Source organism: Mesorhizobium sp. WSM4829 (genome assembly GCF_055811475.1).
The window spans coordinates 386,425-401,826 of record NZ_JBVVQJ010000001.1; the positions used below are offsets into that span (position 1 = coordinate 386,425).

The 15,402-nt window shown below is 62.9% G+C and carries 14 protein-coding genes; 5 read left to right on the plus strand and 9 right to left on the minus strand.

What is annotated here, in order from left to right; all coding sequences use genetic code 11:
* Positions 1–171 precede the first annotated feature (171 nt).
* Positions 172–2,727: a protein translocase subunit SecDF gene (gene secDF, locus AC0L17_RS01730; RefSeq protein ID WP_473514519.1), complete on the minus strand. Its 2,556-nt coding sequence runs from the start codon at positions 2,725–2,727 to the stop codon at positions 172–174.
* A gap of 627 nt (positions 2,728–3,354) precedes the next feature.
* Positions 3,355–3,741, minus strand: a complete 387-nt coding sequence (locus AC0L17_RS01735) for an SRPBCC domain-containing protein (protein ID WP_473514607.1) — start codon at positions 3,739–3,741, stop codon at positions 3,355–3,357.
* On the opposite strand from AC0L17_RS01735, the gene AC0L17_RS01740 reads away from it, so the two are divergent.
* A complete protein-coding gene (locus tag AC0L17_RS01740; RefSeq protein WP_473514520.1) occupies positions 3,736–3,882 on the plus strand; it encodes a hypothetical protein in 147 nt (48 codons plus the stop codon). The two genes, AC0L17_RS01735 and AC0L17_RS01740, sit on opposite strands and share 6 nt — an antisense overlap.
* Before the next feature lie 428 nt (positions 3,883–4,310).
* Here AC0L17_RS01740 and AC0L17_RS01745 read toward each other — a convergent pair whose 3' ends face one another.
* Positions 4,311–5,243 carry an NAD(P)-dependent oxidoreductase gene (locus AC0L17_RS01745; RefSeq protein WP_473514521.1) on the minus strand — a complete coding sequence of 311 codons (933 nt, stop codon included), beginning with the start codon at positions 5,241–5,243 and terminating at the stop codon, positions 4,311–4,313.
* A gap of 251 nt (positions 5,244–5,494) precedes the next feature.
* On the opposite strand from AC0L17_RS01745, the gene AC0L17_RS01750 reads away from it, so the two are divergent.
* On the plus strand, positions 5,495–5,704 hold the full coding sequence (locus tag AC0L17_RS01750) for a winged helix-turn-helix transcriptional regulator (RefSeq protein ID WP_473514522.1): 210 nt from the start codon (positions 5,495–5,497) through the stop codon (positions 5,702–5,704).
* 260 nt (positions 5,705–5,964) lie between these two features.
* On the opposite strand, the gene AC0L17_RS01755 is transcribed toward AC0L17_RS01750, so the two are convergent.
* Positions 5,965–7,104, minus strand: coding sequence for a LacI family DNA-binding transcriptional regulator (locus AC0L17_RS01755; RefSeq protein ID WP_023796950.1), 1,140 nt, complete (start codon positions 7,102–7,104; stop codon positions 5,965–5,967).
* A 591-nt stretch (positions 7,105–7,695) separates the two neighbouring features.
* On the opposite strand from AC0L17_RS01755, the gene AC0L17_RS01760 reads away from it, so the two are divergent.
* The 3 genes from AC0L17_RS01760 to AC0L17_RS01770 all read left to right on the plus strand — a co-directional run bounded on the left by AC0L17_RS01760 (position 7,696) and on the right by AC0L17_RS01770 (position 11,500).
* A complete protein-coding gene (locus AC0L17_RS01760; protein ID WP_023796948.1) occupies positions 7,696–8,658 on the plus strand; it encodes a sugar-binding protein in 963 nt (320 codons plus the stop codon).
* A 219-nt stretch (positions 8,659–8,877) separates the two neighbouring features.
* Positions 8,878–10,422: a sugar ABC transporter ATP-binding protein gene (locus AC0L17_RS01765; RefSeq protein ID WP_287051666.1), complete on the plus strand. Its 1,545-nt coding sequence runs from the start codon at positions 8,878–8,880 to the stop codon at positions 10,420–10,422.
* Between the two features lie 82 nt (positions 10,423–10,504).
* Positions 10,505–11,500, plus strand: coding sequence for an ABC transporter permease (locus AC0L17_RS01770; RefSeq protein WP_077374661.1), 996 nt, complete (start codon positions 10,505–10,507; stop codon positions 11,498–11,500).
* 85 nt (positions 11,501–11,585) lie between these two features.
* On the opposite strand, the gene phnN is transcribed toward AC0L17_RS01770, so the two are convergent.
* The 5 genes from phnN to AC0L17_RS01795 all read right to left on the minus strand — a co-directional run bounded on the left by phnN (position 11,586) and on the right by AC0L17_RS01795 (position 15,402).
* Positions 11,586–12,278 (minus strand): phosphonate metabolism protein/1,5-bisphosphokinase (PRPP-forming) PhnN, encoded by a 693-nt coding sequence (gene phnN, locus AC0L17_RS01775; protein WP_473514523.1) that lies wholly within the window; start codon positions 12,276–12,278, stop codon positions 11,586–11,588.
* Entirely contained in the window at positions 12,275–13,414 is a 1,140-nt protein-coding gene (locus tag AC0L17_RS01780; protein ID WP_473514524.1) for an alpha-D-ribose 1-methylphosphonate 5-triphosphate diphosphatase, read from the minus strand. Before AC0L17_RS01780 ends, phnN begins: the two co-directional genes overlap by 4 nt.
* An 89-nt stretch (positions 13,415–13,503) precedes the next feature.
* Positions 13,504–14,211 (minus strand): DUF1045 domain-containing protein, encoded by a 708-nt coding sequence (locus tag AC0L17_RS01785; protein ID WP_473514525.1) that lies wholly within the window; start codon positions 14,209–14,211, stop codon positions 13,504–13,506.
* Between the two features lie 153 nt (positions 14,212–14,364).
* On the minus strand, positions 14,365–15,177 hold the full coding sequence (gene iolB / locus AC0L17_RS01790) for a 5-deoxy-glucuronate isomerase (protein ID WP_473514526.1): 813 nt from the start codon (positions 15,175–15,177) through the stop codon (positions 14,365–14,367).
* Positions 15,178–15,183: 6 nt separating this feature from the next.
* Positions 15,184–15,402, minus strand: a complete 219-nt coding sequence (locus tag AC0L17_RS01795; RefSeq protein ID WP_077374676.1) for a DUF3329 domain-containing protein — start codon at positions 15,400–15,402, stop codon at positions 15,184–15,186.

A 15,402-nucleotide genomic window follows, 5' to 3' on the forward strand; every position in this document is an offset into this window, starting at 1 on the left:
ATCGGCTTCATCAAGATCAACATGCAATTCTGCCGGCTGAGCGGTGCATCGCTCGGACGAACGCGAATGGCGGCTCGAGCACCGTCACGCGGACCCGCTCGTCCTGGGTGTCAGCCTGGAGCAGGCGGCCGCGCTGGAGCTACAGCGGACCCAAAGAGATGGCACCGCCCATTACAAGGCCTGTTGCGCCGGCGGCTCTTTCGCCACTGCGGCTTCCTCCTGGCTGAGGGCGCCCGGCCGGAGCTTGAACAGGATCAGCAGCGGCCCGGCGACGAAGATGGAGGAATAGGTCCCGGCGAGGATGCCGAAGATCATTGCGACCGTGAAGGACTGGATCACCTCGCCGCCCCAGATCGAAAGCGCCGCCAGCGCAAACAGCGTGGTCACGCCGGTCAGGACCGTTCGCGCCAGCGTCTGGTTCATCGACAGGTCGAGTAGCTCGGCAATCGGCATCCTTTTATAGCGGCGCAGATTCTCGCGGACCCGGTCATAGACTACAACCGTATCGTTGATGGAATAGCCGACAATAGTCAGGATCGCGGCAATCGAGGTCAAATTGAACTCTATGCCGGCGACGACGTAGAAGCCGACCATCAGGATCACGTCGTGGAACGTCGAAATGATGGCGCCGAGCCCGAACTGCCACTCGAACCTGATCCAGATGTAGACGAGCATCGCCAGCAGCGAGGCGAGCACGCCCATTGTGCCGTTGAACGCGAGTTCGGACGACACTGTCGGACCGACAACCTCGATGCGGCGGAACTCGTAGTCGGTTTCGAGCGCGCTTCTTACCTTCTCGACGGCGGACTGTTCGGCAACGTCGCCGCCCCCCTGGGTGCCGATGCGGATCAGCACATCCCGGGCCGAGCCGAACTCCTGCACCTGCACCTCGCCCAGTTCGAGACCCGTCAGCCGCTCACGGATGTCGCCGATGTCGGCCTGCTGGCCCTTTGCCTGCACCTCGATGCTCGAACCACCGCGGAAGTCGATGCCGTAGTTCATGCCGACAGTGAAGAACAGCACCGCCGAAGCGATCGACAACAGCACGGACAGCGTGAAGGCGTATTTTCTGAAGGCCATGAACGGCACGCGCGTGTCGTCGGGCACCAGCCGCATGACACCGGCGGGCATGGTTTTCGGCCGCTGCCGGCGAAGCCAGAACGCGACCAGCCAACGCGTCAGCGTGAACGCCGTGAACACGGTGGTGACGATACCGATGGCGAGTGTGACGGCAAACCCCTTGATCGGCCCCGAGCCGAGGAAGAACAGGATGACGGCGGCGATCAGCGTCGTCACATTGGCGTCGACGACAGTCGCCAGCGCCTGTTTGAACCCGGAATCCATCGACTGCACGATCGAGCGCCCTTGGCGGCTCTCTTCGCGGACGCGCTCGAAGATGATGACGTTGGAGTCGACCGCCATGCCCATCGTCAGCACGATGCCGGCGATGCCAGGCAGCGTCAGCGTCGCCCCGAGCACGGACAGGACGGCGATGATCAGTGCGACGTTCGCGAGGAGTGCGATATTCGCGATCAGCCCCAGTCGCCCATAGGCGAACAGCATGAAGCCGACGACGAGGACCCCGGCGATGATTGCCGCGAACTGGCCCGCCTCGATCGAATCGCTGCCGAGGCTCGGACCGACGGTGCGCTCCTCGACGATGGTGAGGTCGGCAGGCAGTGCACCGGCGCGTAGCAGGACCGCAAGATCGTTCGCGCTCTCCACCGTGAAACTGCCGGATATCTGCCCGGTGCCGCCCAGGATCGGTTCGCGGATCTGCGGCGCGGAGATCACCTCGTTGTCGAGGATGATCGCGAACAGGCGCCCGACATTGGCCTGGGTAGCCTGACCGAAGCGGGTGGCGCCGCGGCTGTCGAAGCGAAACGAAACCACCGGCTCGTTGGTGCGCTGGTCGAAGGTTGCCTGCGCATCGACAAGGTTTTCGCCGGAAACGATGATCCGGTTCTCGATCAGATAGGGGACCCGCGGCTCTTCCGTCGAATTCAACACCGTCGAGCCCGCCGGTGGACGGCCGGAGATCGCCTCCTCGACCGACATCGACTGGTCGACCATCTGGAAGGTCAGCTTAGCCGTCTGTCCGAGGATATCCTTCAGCCGCTGCGGATCCTGCAGGCCCGGCACCTGGACCATGATGCGGTCCGATCCCTGGCGCTGGATGATCGGCTCGGTCGTGCCGAGCTCGTTGACGCGCCGGCTCACCACCTCGATCGATTGGGTCAGCGCCGCGGCGATCCGGTAGTCGATCCCGGCTTCGGTCAGCGTGAAGCGCAGCAGGCCCGGTTCCGACTCGGTCATCTCCATCTCTGTCACCGAGCCGCTCATGAACATGCCCGTCGAGATCGGCTGCGCCAACCTTTCGAGCGCGCTCTTCGCCGCTTCGATCTGGCCTTGGTCGCGAATGCGGACCTGGATGGAATTGGCGGTGCCGGCAAGCCCGGTATAGCCGATCTGGGCATCGCGCAGCGATGTGCGGACCTCGTCGCGTGCCGCTTCGAGACGTTCGTTGGCAAGGTCCTGCCGATCGATCTGGAGCAGGATGTGCGAGCCGCCCTGCAGGTCGAGCCCCAGCGTCAACTGCTGCTTGGGCAGCCAATTCGGCAGCGATGCCAGAGTGGAGGCGGGAACCAGATTGGGAGCTGCGTAAAGAATACCGGCCAGGACCGTCAGCCAGATGAGAATGGTCTTCCAGCGCGAAAAATGCAGCATGTTCTTGTCCGTTCAGCCCATATCGGGCGCAAACCGCCTCCGACAAGAGCTTTGGCGTTCCGATCGGCGAGCAACTCGACGAACGGAACGCGATGTGAAGTTTTGCGAGTCTAGAGCCGCGGTCGCGCGGCCAGGTTCACGCCGTGAGAAGCGGAGGCGCGCGCGCATCAAAGGCGTGGATCGGCGATAGTTCCGGCCGGCCGTCAGACCATATGCCAAACGGTGCGGCTGACGCAGTTTCGAGCGGCAGCCGCAAATCCGCGATAACGCAAAACGGTTTGCCATCTCTCGCAATGACAGGTGTCTTGACACGGGAAGTCTCAGCACCGACGTGGCGCGCAATACTGCGGGCAAGGACAGTCGGGTGTGTGACCGGTTCGGTCGCGCCGATTTGGCCTTCGGCAAGGTCATGCGCAACCTGGTCGGCTGTTGCCGCAGGAATGGTCCAGAGCAAAAAGAGCAGCGAAGCCAGCAGCCGCAGACCGGCACCCAGGCTAAGCAGGACGCCAGGCCCGTCCCGTCCTCGGCCGCCTCGTCTCATCCCATCGCTACGGCTTGCATACACTGCGACCAATACGCTTTCGCTTTCGTTGCCTCGGTAAGCGGCGAGCCGCTTTCCTGGTCTCACTATAGCACTTGCGTTGCGAATTGAAGCGCAGCTTTCACGTACTCAAAGGGTAAGTCAATTGGCCGATCGGTTGGCAGCCTACCGCTCTCGATCAACCGGACATAGTTTTGCAGGATACCGCTCCAGCCACGATCGGATTCGAAGATCTCACGCACCGCTTCACCGGCCGCGCCCATGTTCTCAAGCTGACGATGCTCGAGCTCGACGCGAGTCGCGTTCTCGCCGGCCTCGGAGAACTTGACCTCGACTTCGGTCAGCAGCGACGGATCATATTGCCAGTCGGCGCGAATCCGCCATGCCAGGACGATGCGGTTTGGCGGTTCCCAGGCCAGCACTTCGCCCCAGTCGCATTCCGTCCCATCCTCGCCACCGATATCAGCATGTATTCCAAGGTGATGGCGGCAAGCGGCGTCGCTATTGCGAGATTATCGATCGGCTGGTGGCGCACGGTCTGGCACGCGCTGGTCGATCAGCTTGCCCGTGCCAACGGCCCAAAAAAGCCGATGATACGCGTTATTCGCTTATGACCAGGGTCGAGGAAGGCTATGTCCAAACCCTCAGGGAAGGACGATCGATCAGGCATCACAAACTTCCACGCAAAGCGTGCGATCCCATGATGAACATCCACGTCACTTGTCCGTAGGATGCGGGCACCGGGACGCTTGGCCAGAACTCTTGCGATGTGCGCGAGCAGTTCTTCCGCGCCAGTCGCATGGACTGTAGGGTCTGTGTATGTCGCGCCATCGCTCCAGACCGGTAACAGCAATGCCAGCCGCTGCTCGGCGTTCTGATCGGACCAAGCAGCACAATACGAATCGATGAGAAGCGTCAAAGGCATTCTATTCCCCCAGATAGGTCACTGGTCTGACCGGCCCATGCTCGGACAACAAAGCCCGATCCCGCTGGCTGACGGCAAAGCGTGGTCCGCCTCAATAAGGCCGGAGACCAAATCCGCTCAGCCAGTCAGAAGGGATCCGCCTCGCACTCCAGATCGGAGAGATCTCTTATCCGGACTTCCCAGAAATTGCGACAACGCTGCGAAATCATCATGTAAGTGGCCAGCTGCAATCGCCCGTTGGAAGATCGCGTCGTAACCGTCGGCCACAGAGCGGTCGATCTTGCGCGCCTCCATCAGCTCCAAAAGATGCCGGAATGCGCCGTAATGCGGGGAGATCGACGAGAGCGTCTCATCGTCGCTGGCAAAACGGCCAGCATCCGTTCGCTTGATCAGGTCGGCGACAAGCCCGTCAACAACAGGCGCTGTTGCGGCCCACTGCCGAGCCAACGCGCCGAGGTCGATCTCTTCGGCCTGACTCACGGCGATCGCATGCAGCGTGCCGAACAGCGCGCCCCACATGAGAGCAAGCAGCGCGCTATCAAGTGCGTTCGCACGTCCCGGCTCTTCCCCGATATGCTGGACATTGCCGCCCAAGGCACGAAACATCTCCTCGTTCGCGTCGAAAGCCTGGCTTGGCCCCGAGATCAGTATCGTCCCGGCATCTGTGCCGATGAAATCCGGCGTGGCCATGATTGCGCCATCGAGATAGCTGGCTCCGTGCTCGGCAAACCATTCAGCGGCTTCACGTGCGCCATGCGGCGTTCCCGAAGTGAGTTCCACGACCAGCTTGCCGCGAATAGCTGAAGCAACAGCATCGTCGTGCAGAACTGCAGCGGTTGCCTGGTAGTCGCTTACGTTCACAATGACAATTTCAGCCGCATTGACAGCTTCCAGGACGGACCCCGCGACAGTGGCGCCGAGCGTGGCCAGCGGTTCGGCCTTCTGTTTCGTCCTGTTCCAGACCGTCGTCCGATATCCCAACCGGAGCAGGGCGCGGGCGAGCGCCGATCCCATACGACCCGTCCCGACAACGCTGATTGAAAGCTTCATTGCAACACTCCATGCCAATAGACGCCAATAGGCGAGCGGCGCCAATGTTTGCCGTCAAGGGCAGAGGTATGTCGGAGTGAATGGGGCGCACAATACGCACCTGGAGGTAAGTGGTTACCCAACGGTAAGGAGAGCATCATGAATGAGCCGACGGGCAATTGCGGCTTCGCAACGGCGATCAAGGCGATCGAAGGGAAGTGGAAGTGGATAGTCTTTGTGAGCTTGGAACGGCGTCTCGCAGGTTCGGCCGATTGAGGAAGTCCATTCCGGCGATCAGTGAAAAGATGCTGACGCAGCAATTACGCGAACTGGAGGCTGACGGGCTTGTGAACCGAGAAGTCTATCCGGGATCGCCGACCAAGGTCGTCTATTCGTTGACAGAAAGCGGAGCGGCGCTCAATGCTGGAGCAGAGGCGTTATGCCGTTGGGGTGAGCAATTCCCTTCCCGCACCGATGCTTAAGGATGCCGTTCGCCATGCGAGTTGGAAGTTGGCTCATGGCGCTTCGCCCTCGGCCGGAAACAGCGACAGCCAATACCGGGCGATATCGTTGCGGCGCATGAAGACGGCGAAACTGTATGTCAATCCGCAGAACTCTGGACACAATGATGCCGATCCACCACGCCAGGCGACAATTTCGGGGCCACCGCCCTTTGCGGGGCGCTTGTCTGGCTTGGAGCGGCATCAGTACGGCGTTTGCATTGACGGAAGTCTGGAGGTGCTCAGCTGGCTGTCAGTCCGTGTGTGCGCCCAGGCGCCACGGCACTGACCGATTCCCGCTCGACCAGCGGGCATTCAAGCTTGGTAATGGGGTAGCGGCCGCGGCCGGGCGGTGCAGGGACTTCCAATTGCTCGATCGCCCATTGCCCCATCGCCATATGCGGCAGGATCGACGTCGTCAAAGGTGGGAACAGATGCCGGGCGATTTCCTCGTCGTCATAGCCGATCACGGAAATATCCCCAGGGATGTGCAGGCCGGCTTCCTTCAGCGCTTCGTAGCAGCCGATCGCGGTTCGGTCGTTCTGGCAGAAGATTGCGGTTGGGCGGTCCTTGAGCGCCAGAAGCTTGACGGTCGCGGCGTAGCCGGCGCTCGCTGACCAGTCGCCCTCGACCACCAGCTCCGCATCGAACGGGATGTCGGCCGTCGCCAGCGCCCGGCGGTAGCCCTTCAGCCGATCCTGCGCCGCCTGCATCCACGGCTCGCCGGTGATGGTGGCGATGCGGCGGTGGCCATGGCTGATCAGGTGGCGGGTGGAACTCTGCCCGCCGGCGATTTCGCTCGGCACCACGGCGGGGAAGGCGTAGTCGGCGGTATAGCAATTGAGCAGGATGACCGGGATATCGAGGTCGTAGAGATAGTCGGGCGCGGCGATCTCGCGCGTGAAGATGGTCATGTAGATCAGCGCCGAAATGCCTCGCTTGGTCAGTGCCGCAATCGCGCGCGGCTCCATGACGGAATCACCCAAAGTCTGAGCGACCAGCACGACGTTCCCGGCATTCCACGAGGCTTGGCGCGCTCCTTCTATGGCGACGACTGCCTCGGGACTGGTCGCCAGTTGATCGACTGCGAAGCCGATCACCCCGTCCAGCCCTTCGAACGAGGCGATAGGGCTGCGAAGAGCAGAGAAGGCTGGTGGCGCATAGCCGAGACCCCGCGCGGCCTCAATCACCCGATCGCGGGTCTGCTGCGAGAGCCTTATGCCCGGCGTGTTGTTGAGGACGAACGAAACCGTTGCCTGCGAGCAGCCGGCGGCCCTGGCGATATCGGTCATGGTGACGCGACTCTTGGGATTCTTGGCCGATGGCTTTCGGCGCCGGGAGGCTTCGAGGGCAGGATCGCGCAGATCCGTTGGTTCGCTCATGGCATTGTATTCCATATTCCCGGCTTGGCTAACCAGCGGTCGTCCTGGGACATCATTAAAGACGGCAGGACGGCCGACGGCGCTTCGCATTTATGAAACAGGCACTCGATTAATCATTATTACCATCCTGGCAGCCGAATGGCTAGCAGCGCGGAGACAACGATTCGCGGTTCTGGAAGATCGATTGCTGGGAACGTGATCCAATTTCAGGCCTCCCTTCTTTCCGCACGGCAGGCTGCCATTCGCCAGCGACAACCGGGTTTCCAACCAGAGACTAATACTATTTACTAATAGCAGTAAGCGTTCTATTCTCAATTCGTCATGCCCGGCTCGGGACCGAACGGGCCATGACGGGAAGCAGGCGTGTGGCGCGGCATCCGGGCTCTTGGGCCGGCAAAGCAACGCCACGCAATTACTGAAATGTCAGACAAATCCGACTATACGAACTGCCAATGAGTCTCTAAAGTCCAAAATCGCGGCTGGGATGGCGCCGTTCTTTCGCTGCCAGCACCCTTGAGGAGGAGGGCGTCCAAGCCGCATTCGACAAAGTTCAGATCAGCGAAAATGACTGAATCAAATGGGAGGTTGAACATGAAATCTGCGATACGAAATGTGTCCGTCGCCGCAGCGGCCCTGGCTCTCGGTCTGTCCTTCACGGCGATCGCCGGTGCCCAGGACAAACCGACGCTGGCCTTCGTCGTCAACGGCGCTTCCGATTTCTGGAAGGCGGCCGAAGCCGGCGTCAAGAAGGCCCAGGCCGAATTGCCCAACTACAATCTCGAGCTCAAATATCCGGAACAGTCGTCGGTCGCCATCCAGCAGCGGCTGATGGATGATCTGGTGACGGCCGGCGTCAAGGCGATCATGGTTTCGGCCGTCGATCCCAAGACCTCGACCGACGGGCTCAACAAGATCGCCTCTGAGACGGCGCTGTTCACCACCGACAGCGACGCGCCGCAGACCAAGCGTATCGCCTATATCGGCTCGTCCAACATCGATGCCGGCAAGCAGGCGGCCGAGATCGCCAAGAAGGCGATGCCCGACGGCGGCAAATGTCTCGGCTTCGTCGGCCTGCTCGGCGCCGACAATGCCAAGGAGCGCATCGAAGGCATGAAGGAAGGGCTCGCCGGCACCAAGATCGAGCTGATCGACGTGCGTGGCGACGACATCGACCAGGCCCGCGCCAAGAAGAACGTCGAGGACGCGCTGGTCGCCAGCCCAGACGTCACCTGCATGGTCGGCTTCTATTCCTACAACACGCCGCGCATCTATGAAGCGCTGCGCGACGCCGGCAAGCTCGGCCAGATCACGGTCGTCGGCTTCGACGACGATCCGATCACGCTCGGCGGCGTCAAGGAAGGCACCGTTGCCGCCACCGTCGTGCAGCAGCCGTTCGAATGGGCCTACCAGGGCATGAAGCTGATGGCGGCCTATCTCGAGGGCGACAAGTCGGGCATTCCGGAGAACGGCCTGATCATCATCCCGACCAAGATCATCGGCAAGGACGACGTCGACGCCTATGCCGCCAATCTGAAAGCGATGTCCGGAAACTGAGCGTCGTCGGCGCTGGCCCTTCATCCCCCTTCTTCCCGTGCAGAACGGGGAGAAGGGCAGTGGTTGCAACGCTGGCGAATCCTCCGATTTTTACGGGGAGAGGGTTAGGGGTGAGGAGGCAGCGCGACGCTGGCGTGACTGGCTCCGCTTGTTATTGACGGGCCTGATCAGGCTCGTCAATCTGCGGGGAGGCTGGTCCGCCAACTGCTGTCAGGCATGATGAACTATTCCGACGCATCCATCGGCGCATCCACGATTGCCCCGTTCCTCAGTCTCGAGGGCGTGCGCAAGACCTATCCCGGCGTGGTCGCGCTGGACGGGTTTTCGCTGGAGGTCAGGCCTGGCGAGGTTATCGGCCTCGTCGGCGAAAACGGCGCCGGCAAGTCGACGCTGATGAAGATCCTCGGCGGGGTGACCACACCCGACACCGGCACGATCACCGTCGACGGCGTCGCCCATGACGGGCTGACGGTCGAGGCCAGCATCGGTTCCGGCATCGCCTTCGTCCACCAGGAACTCAACCTGTTCGAAAACCTCGACGTTGCCGCCAACATCTTTTTCGGCCGCGAGCCGTTGCGCGCCGGTCCGCTCAGGCTTGTCGACCGCACCAGGCTGCGCACGCTGGCGGCGCCGCTGCTCAAACGCGTGGGCGCGAATTTCTCGGCAAACACCCCGGTATCGGCGCTGTCGCTTGCCCAGCAGCAGATGGTCGAAATCGCCAAGGCGCTGTCGATCGAGGCGCGGCTGGTCATCCTCGACGAGCCGACGTCGAGCCTGCCCCTTGCCGAAACCGACAAGCTGCTCGATGTCATCAAGGCGCTGAAGGCCGACGGCATCAGCGTCATCTTCATCTCGCATCGTCTTCACGAGGTCGAGCGGGTTGCCGATCGCGTCGTCGTGCTGAGGGACGGCATGCTTGCCGGCACGCTGCCGAAGAACGCCATCAACCACGACTCTATGGTCAAACTGATGATCGGCCGCATGCTGAAGGAGCGGGAGAAGGCCGCAGAATCGGCGCGCCCGCCCGGCGCCGTCGCACTGTCGGCCAAGGCCGTTCGCACCAGCGCCTATCCAGACCGACCGGTCGATCTCGGCGTCAGGCGCGGCGAAATCCTTGGCCTGGCGGGTCTTGTCGGCTCGGGCCGCACAGAGCTGGCGCGCGTGCTTTTCGGCATCGAGAAGAGCCTTGGCGGCGCGCTCCAGCTTGATGGAAAAGATCTGGTTCTTGGTTCGGCGGCCGACGCTGTGGCCAACGGGATCTTCCTCGTCCCCGAGGATCGCAAGCTGACCGGCATCCTGCTCGACCTGTCGATTGCCCAGAATATTTCACTCCCCAATCTGCCGGCGCATGCCCGGCGATCCCTGGTCTCTGCCCGCGCCGAAGCTGTCACCGCCGAGAAGCAGAAACGCAATCTCGGCATCAAGGCGCCCTCGGTGGCGACGCGCACTGGCACGCTGTCCGGCGGCAACCAGCAAAAGGTGGTGCTGGCCAAGTGGCTGGCCATGAGCCCCAAGGTGATGATCCTCGACGAGCCAACGCGCGGCATCGACATCGGCGCCAAGGCGGAGATCTACGGGCTGATGCGGGCGCTGGCCGATGCCGGCGTCGCCGTGCTGATGATATCGAGCGACATGGAGGAGGTGATCGGCGTCTCCGACCGCATCGCCGTCATGCATGAGGGCCAGATCTCAGGCATTCTCGACAAGGAACAGTTCAGCCAGGAAAACGTGCTGCTGCTGGCCGTCGGCAAGCAGCCGAAATAGCTTTTGTTTGGCGCAGGTTCCGGTCGCAAAACCGCGCAACACTTTTGCGGAACCTGCTTAGGCAGGCATTGGGGAGAAGACGATGAGCAAGAAAGATCTCGGCCTGCTGATCCTGATCCTCGTGGTCGGAGCGGTGGTGGCGATCATCAATCCGCGCTTCCTGCTGCCGATCAACCTAGCCAACACATCGAACCTGATTGGGCTGTTCGGCATCCTGGCGATCGGCCAGGCCTTCGTCATCATCACCGGCGGCATCGAATTGTCGGTCGGCTCGGTGGTCGCGCTGCTCGGCGTCCTGTTCGTCGATTTCATCGCCACGCGCGGCATGGCATGGCCGGTGGCGCTGCCGCTGATCCTGGTGCTCGGCGGCATCATCGGGCTGGCACATGGCTGGCTGATCACGCGGCTCAAATTGCAGCCTTTCGTGGTGACGCTGTGCGGGCTGTTGATCTATCGCGGCGTGGCGCGGTTCTACACGGCCGACGGCACGGCGGGCTTTGCCTTCGGGCAGAACTTTCCGGAGCTCGAATTCCTGACCGCCGGGCGATCCTATGGCGTGCCGAACAGTTTTATCGCGCTGATCGTCATCGCCATCGTGATGTGGGTGGTGCTGCACCGTTCGGTGTTCGGCCGCTACCTCTATGCCATCGGCAAGAACGAGGAGGCGGCAAAATATTCCGGCATCCGCACCGGCCGCGTCGTCATGGCGGCCTATGTCATTTGCGGTGTGCTGACGGCGCTGTCGGCGATCTACTTCGCCATGTACACGCGCTCGATCTCGCCGGCCAGCCACGGCCAGTTCTACGAACTCTACGCCATTGCCGCAGCCGTGCTCGGCGGCTTCTCGCTGCGCGGCGGCGAAGGCTCGCTGATCGGCGTCATCCTAGGCACGGTCCTGCTGCAGGAACTGCAAAACCTCGTCAACCTGCTCGGCATCCCGTCCTCGCTCAATTTCGCGGTGATGGGCGGCGTGATCTTGATCGGCGTGCTGGTCGACCAGCAATGGGGCGTGTACCGGGAGCGGCGGCTGATGCTGGAGGCAACCCGCAAGGGCGCGGCCGGCGCGGCAGCGGAGTAGTCGCCCCGCCTCTTCCTTCTCCCCTTGTGGGAGAAGGTGGCCGCGGAGCGGCCGGATGAGGGGTGTTCCAGAGAACACCAACGTCTCACTCCGTCCAACACCCCTCTTCCGTCTCGGCGCTGCGCGCCGATCCACCTTCTCCCACAAGGGGAGAAGGTACAGCCCCGTCGGAGAAGGCCATTGCCTTGCGCAGCACTTCGACAAAACGCTCGCCGGCCGCCTCGCGCTGGCCGCTATTGTCGATCGGGGTGACGCCTGGCCCGGACAACGCCACATTGGCGCTGCGCGCCAGCCGCGCCAGCACTTCGCCGCGCGATTCGCGGCCGCGCATCGCCAGTCGCTCGGCCAGGATCTGCGGCGATGCGGTGATCTCGACGACAGCCAGATTGGCATAGCGATCGCGCAGCGCCGGGATGATGGCGCGGGAGACATTGGCGATGGCGACGCGGCCATTGGCCACCGACCGGTCGACTTCAGCCGGGATACCATAGCGCAAGCCATGCGCCTCCCAGGCGATGGCGAAGGCGCCGTCCGCCTCGGCCTCGACGAAGGCCGCATCGGCCAGCGTGTCGTGATCCTCGCTTGCCGTGTCGCTCGGCCGGGTGATGACCCGGCGCACGAACTCCAGCCGGGTCTCGTCGGCAAACAGCGACCGGGCATAGCCGATCACCGTGTCCTTGCCGGCGCCGCTCGGCCCGACGACGGCGACGAACACGCCGTCGCGGATCGGAAACGCCGCGGCGGACAATTCACGCTCGATCGACGCCGACACCATCACGCGACCCGACGTCCCTGCCGCCAGACCGTGCGGACAACTGGGACATGATCGTCAAGACGGACGCGAACCAGATCGGCGCGCCGGCCCTGCTCGATGACACCACGGTCGGCAAGGCCGACTGCCTCGGCCGGGTTCTTCGAAACCATCGCCACCGCCTGCGGCAGGGAGATGCCGTCGACAACGTCGCCGAGGAAAAACGCCGACTGGATCAGGCTGAAGGGGATGTAGTCGGACGACAATATGTCGAGCAGGCCTTCGCCGGCGAGTGTCCGGGCCGAAACATTGCCCGAATGCGAGGCGCCGCGCATGACGTTCGGGGCGCCCATCAGCACCCCGAGCCCTGCCGCCTTCGAAGCTTTTGCGGCCTCTTTGGTGGTCGGGAATTCGGCGACGCGGACGCCTTGTTCGATCGCCTCGTCGACATGGCCGGTCGTGGCGTCGTCATGGCTGGCCAGCACGATGCCGCGCTGATGGCAGGCGGCAGCGATGAAGGCGCGGTTCGCCCCAGAATTCGTCGCCGACTCCGCCATCCGCTTCTCACAAAATTGCTGGAATTCGCGATCCGTCAGCTTCAGCTTGCGCTGGTAGTAGTAGGCATAGGTTTCCAAATCGACGAACTGACGCTGTCCCGGTGCATGGTCCATCAGCGACGCCAGCTTGATCCTGTCATCGCCGTCAAAATGCGCGAAGGCTGCGAGGCAATCCGGCGCCGAAACCTCGCAGCGCAGATGGATGAAATGGTCGGCCCGCAGCCGGTCCTGCTGGACGCTGTCCTCGATCGCATCGGCCAGCTTGCGCATGTCGGCCGAATTCATGTCGGCATCGTCGTCCATGCCGACGCGCAAGGCATCGAGTACGGTGGTGATGCCGGCGGTCGCCACCTGCGCGTCGTGGGCGAGAACCGCGGCGATCGGGTTCCAGCGCACCTTCGGCCGCGGCGCGTAGTGACCCTCCAGGTGGTCGGTATGAAGCTCGACCAGCCCGGGAATGATGAAATCGCCGCCCATGTCCTCGCCGTTCCGGCCGGCGCCGGCATCGATCCCGGCGATCAAGCCGTCGCGCAGCACGATCGAGCCTTCGACGATCTCGTCGGCAAGCACGATGCGGGCATTGTTGAGAACGGTCTCGACGGTCATTTCAGGCAGTCCTTGGAGCATTTGCAGCCAATTGAATCACCGATTGGGATGAGTTGGCGTCGCACAAAAGCGGTTGAAACAAGTAGTTTTCAGGCAGTTTTTCTCACCGGGCGCCGCCCGAGCGCATGATGGGAAAGCACCATGAACGGCGCGCCAGGTTCGGTTTCGACAAACAGGGTCAGCGCGTCCACCGGCACCGGCGGTTGCAGGACTCCCGCAAACAGGCTGTCGATTGCTGCGCGAAGACGAGGGCTTTCCTGTGACGAGGCGCGGCCGGACAGCGTCATATGAAAACGGAAGGTCTCGAAGACATAGGGGTAACCCCACTGGCAGAGATTGCGGAATTCAGCCGGCTTCAGCGAGTCAGGGCTGCGCCGTTCGATCTCAGCCTCGCTCAGCGGTGCGCGAAAACGGTCGAAGTCGCGCACGACGTCGTCGGCGAAGCGGTTGAGCGCCGGCAGCGGACCTTCCGGCACCAGCGCGAAGAAGCCGTCGATCTGGCTGACGACCAGCCGTGGGATCGTCACCACCGGCGTCGTTTCGGCGAAATCGTCCAGTGCCGCGCGAAGCGCGGCTTCCGTTTCGTTCGAAGCCAGCCGGAAGGGCGCCTTCAGCGTCGCATGAAAGCCATAGCGGCGCGCCGAAGCGGTATGGAAGGCGACTTCCGCCGCCGACAGTTCGCCCACGGCCTCGACCGGTCTCGTGGCAGCGCCGAACGGGTCACGGCCGAGCCAATTGGCGGCGATCCGCGCCAGCGGTTCGTCCTGCCGGGGGGTGAAATAGATAGCGTAGCGCATCGAAAGTCCTCGTCAACTCCCGCTGCCATAGGCGATTTGCATGACGAAATGACGAAGCTGATGGTCGCTCCTGATAACAAACTTGTTCCCGCGGGTCATTAGCCGACGATTTTTTTCGCCTTGGGCCAGTTGCCGACCCGGACGGGCAGCGCCTCAGGCCTTCATCAGCCATTCGTGCTCGGGCGCGTTGTGGAATTTCCACGTCCGCTTCGGCCCGGCCATGACGTTGAGGTAGTAGAGGTCGTAGCCATGGCAGGCGGCGCAAGGGTGATAGCCCTTGGGCACCAGCACAACGTCGCCGTCCTCGATCGCCATCGCCTCGTCGATCGAACGAGCGCCGTTCCGGTCGGCATCGGTGTAGACGCGCTGGAAGGCAAAGCCCTGCGGCGGATTGAGGCGGTGGTAATAGGTCTCCTCGAGATAGGACTCGGCCGGCAGATTATCCTGGTCATGCTTGTGCGGCGGATAGCTCGACGTGTGGCCGCCGGGCGTGATGACCTCGACCACCAGCAATGAATCGGCCGGCTTGCCTTCCGGCAGGATGTTGGTGACATAGCGCGTGTTGGTGCCCTTGCCGCGAACCTCCTGGCCGAGATCTTTTGGCGCAATGACGCGGACCGGCAGGCCACCGCCAAGCCCCGGCGCCGAGCAGACCGCGAGTTCGAGACGGGTGTCGGCGGTCACCGACCAGTCAGAGCCCTGCGGCACATAGACCGACCACGGCTTGCCTTCGAAGGGCGACATGCGTTCGCCGAGCAGGCCGAGATCCTTGCCGCCGGCCTTGGCCTTGCCCTTGCCGGTGACGAACACCAGGCAGACTTCACGGCTCGCGGTTTGTCCGGAGACGGTCTCGCCGGGCCGCAATCGATGCAGATCGAAACCGACATAGGTCCAGCCGGCGTTTTGCGGCGTCACATGGGCGACGCGGCCATGGCCCCTATCGGCTTTAACGAGCAGTTTCGACATCCGGGCTCATTCCTTTGGTTCGGTGTCGGCCGAATCCTTGCCGCCGTCGGCCGGCTTGTAGAGATAGAAGAACTGCCAGACGGCATAGCCGGCGAAGCCGAGCGCGATCGTGCCCCAGAACGGCGCGCCGGTGGCAAACTCGACCACGGCCCAGCCCAGGCAGACGGCGACGATGGCAACGCGCCGCCACAGCGGCCGGAAGAACGGATGTTCAGAGTCCTTCAT

Coding starts and splice junctions, on each gene's coding strand:
- AC0L17_RS01785 (WP_473514525.1), bottom strand. CDS start 14,211: ATGCGCTACGCTATCTATTTCACCCCCCGGCAGGACGAACCGCTGGCG.
- AC0L17_RS01795 (WP_077374676.1), bottom strand. CDS start 15,402: ATGAAGGACTCTGAACATCCGTTCTTCCGGCCGCTGTGGCGGCGCGTT.
- AC0L17_RS01760 (WP_023796948.1), top strand. CDS start 7,696: ATGAAATCTGCGATACGAAATGTGTCCGTCGCCGCAGCGGCCCTGGCT.
- iolB (WP_473514526.1), bottom strand. CDS start 15,177: ATGTCGAAACTGCTCGTTAAAGCCGATAGGGGCCATGGCCGCGTCGCC.
- AC0L17_RS01755 (WP_023796950.1), bottom strand. CDS start 7,104: ATGAGCGAACCAACGGATCTGCGCGATCCTGCCCTCGAAGCCTCCCGG.
- AC0L17_RS01765 (WP_287051666.1), top strand. CDS start 8,878: ATGAACTATTCCGACGCATCCATCGGCGCATCCACGATTGCCCCGTTC.
- AC0L17_RS01770 (WP_077374661.1), top strand. CDS start 10,505: ATGAGCAAGAAAGATCTCGGCCTGCTGATCCTGATCCTCGTGGTCGGA.
- secDF (WP_473514519.1), bottom strand. CDS start 2,727: ATGCTGCATTTTTCGCGCTGGAAGACCATTCTCATCTGGCTGACGGTC.
- AC0L17_RS01740 (WP_473514520.1), top strand. CDS start 3,736: ATGTATTCCAAGGTGATGGCGGCAAGCGGCGTCGCTATTGCGAGATTA.
- AC0L17_RS01745 (WP_473514521.1), bottom strand. CDS start 5,243: ATGAAGCTTTCAATCAGCGTTGTCGGGACGGGTCGTATGGGATCGGCG.
- AC0L17_RS01780 (WP_473514524.1), bottom strand. CDS start 13,414: ATGACCGTCGAGACCGTTCTCAACAATGCCCGCATCGTGCTTGCCGAC.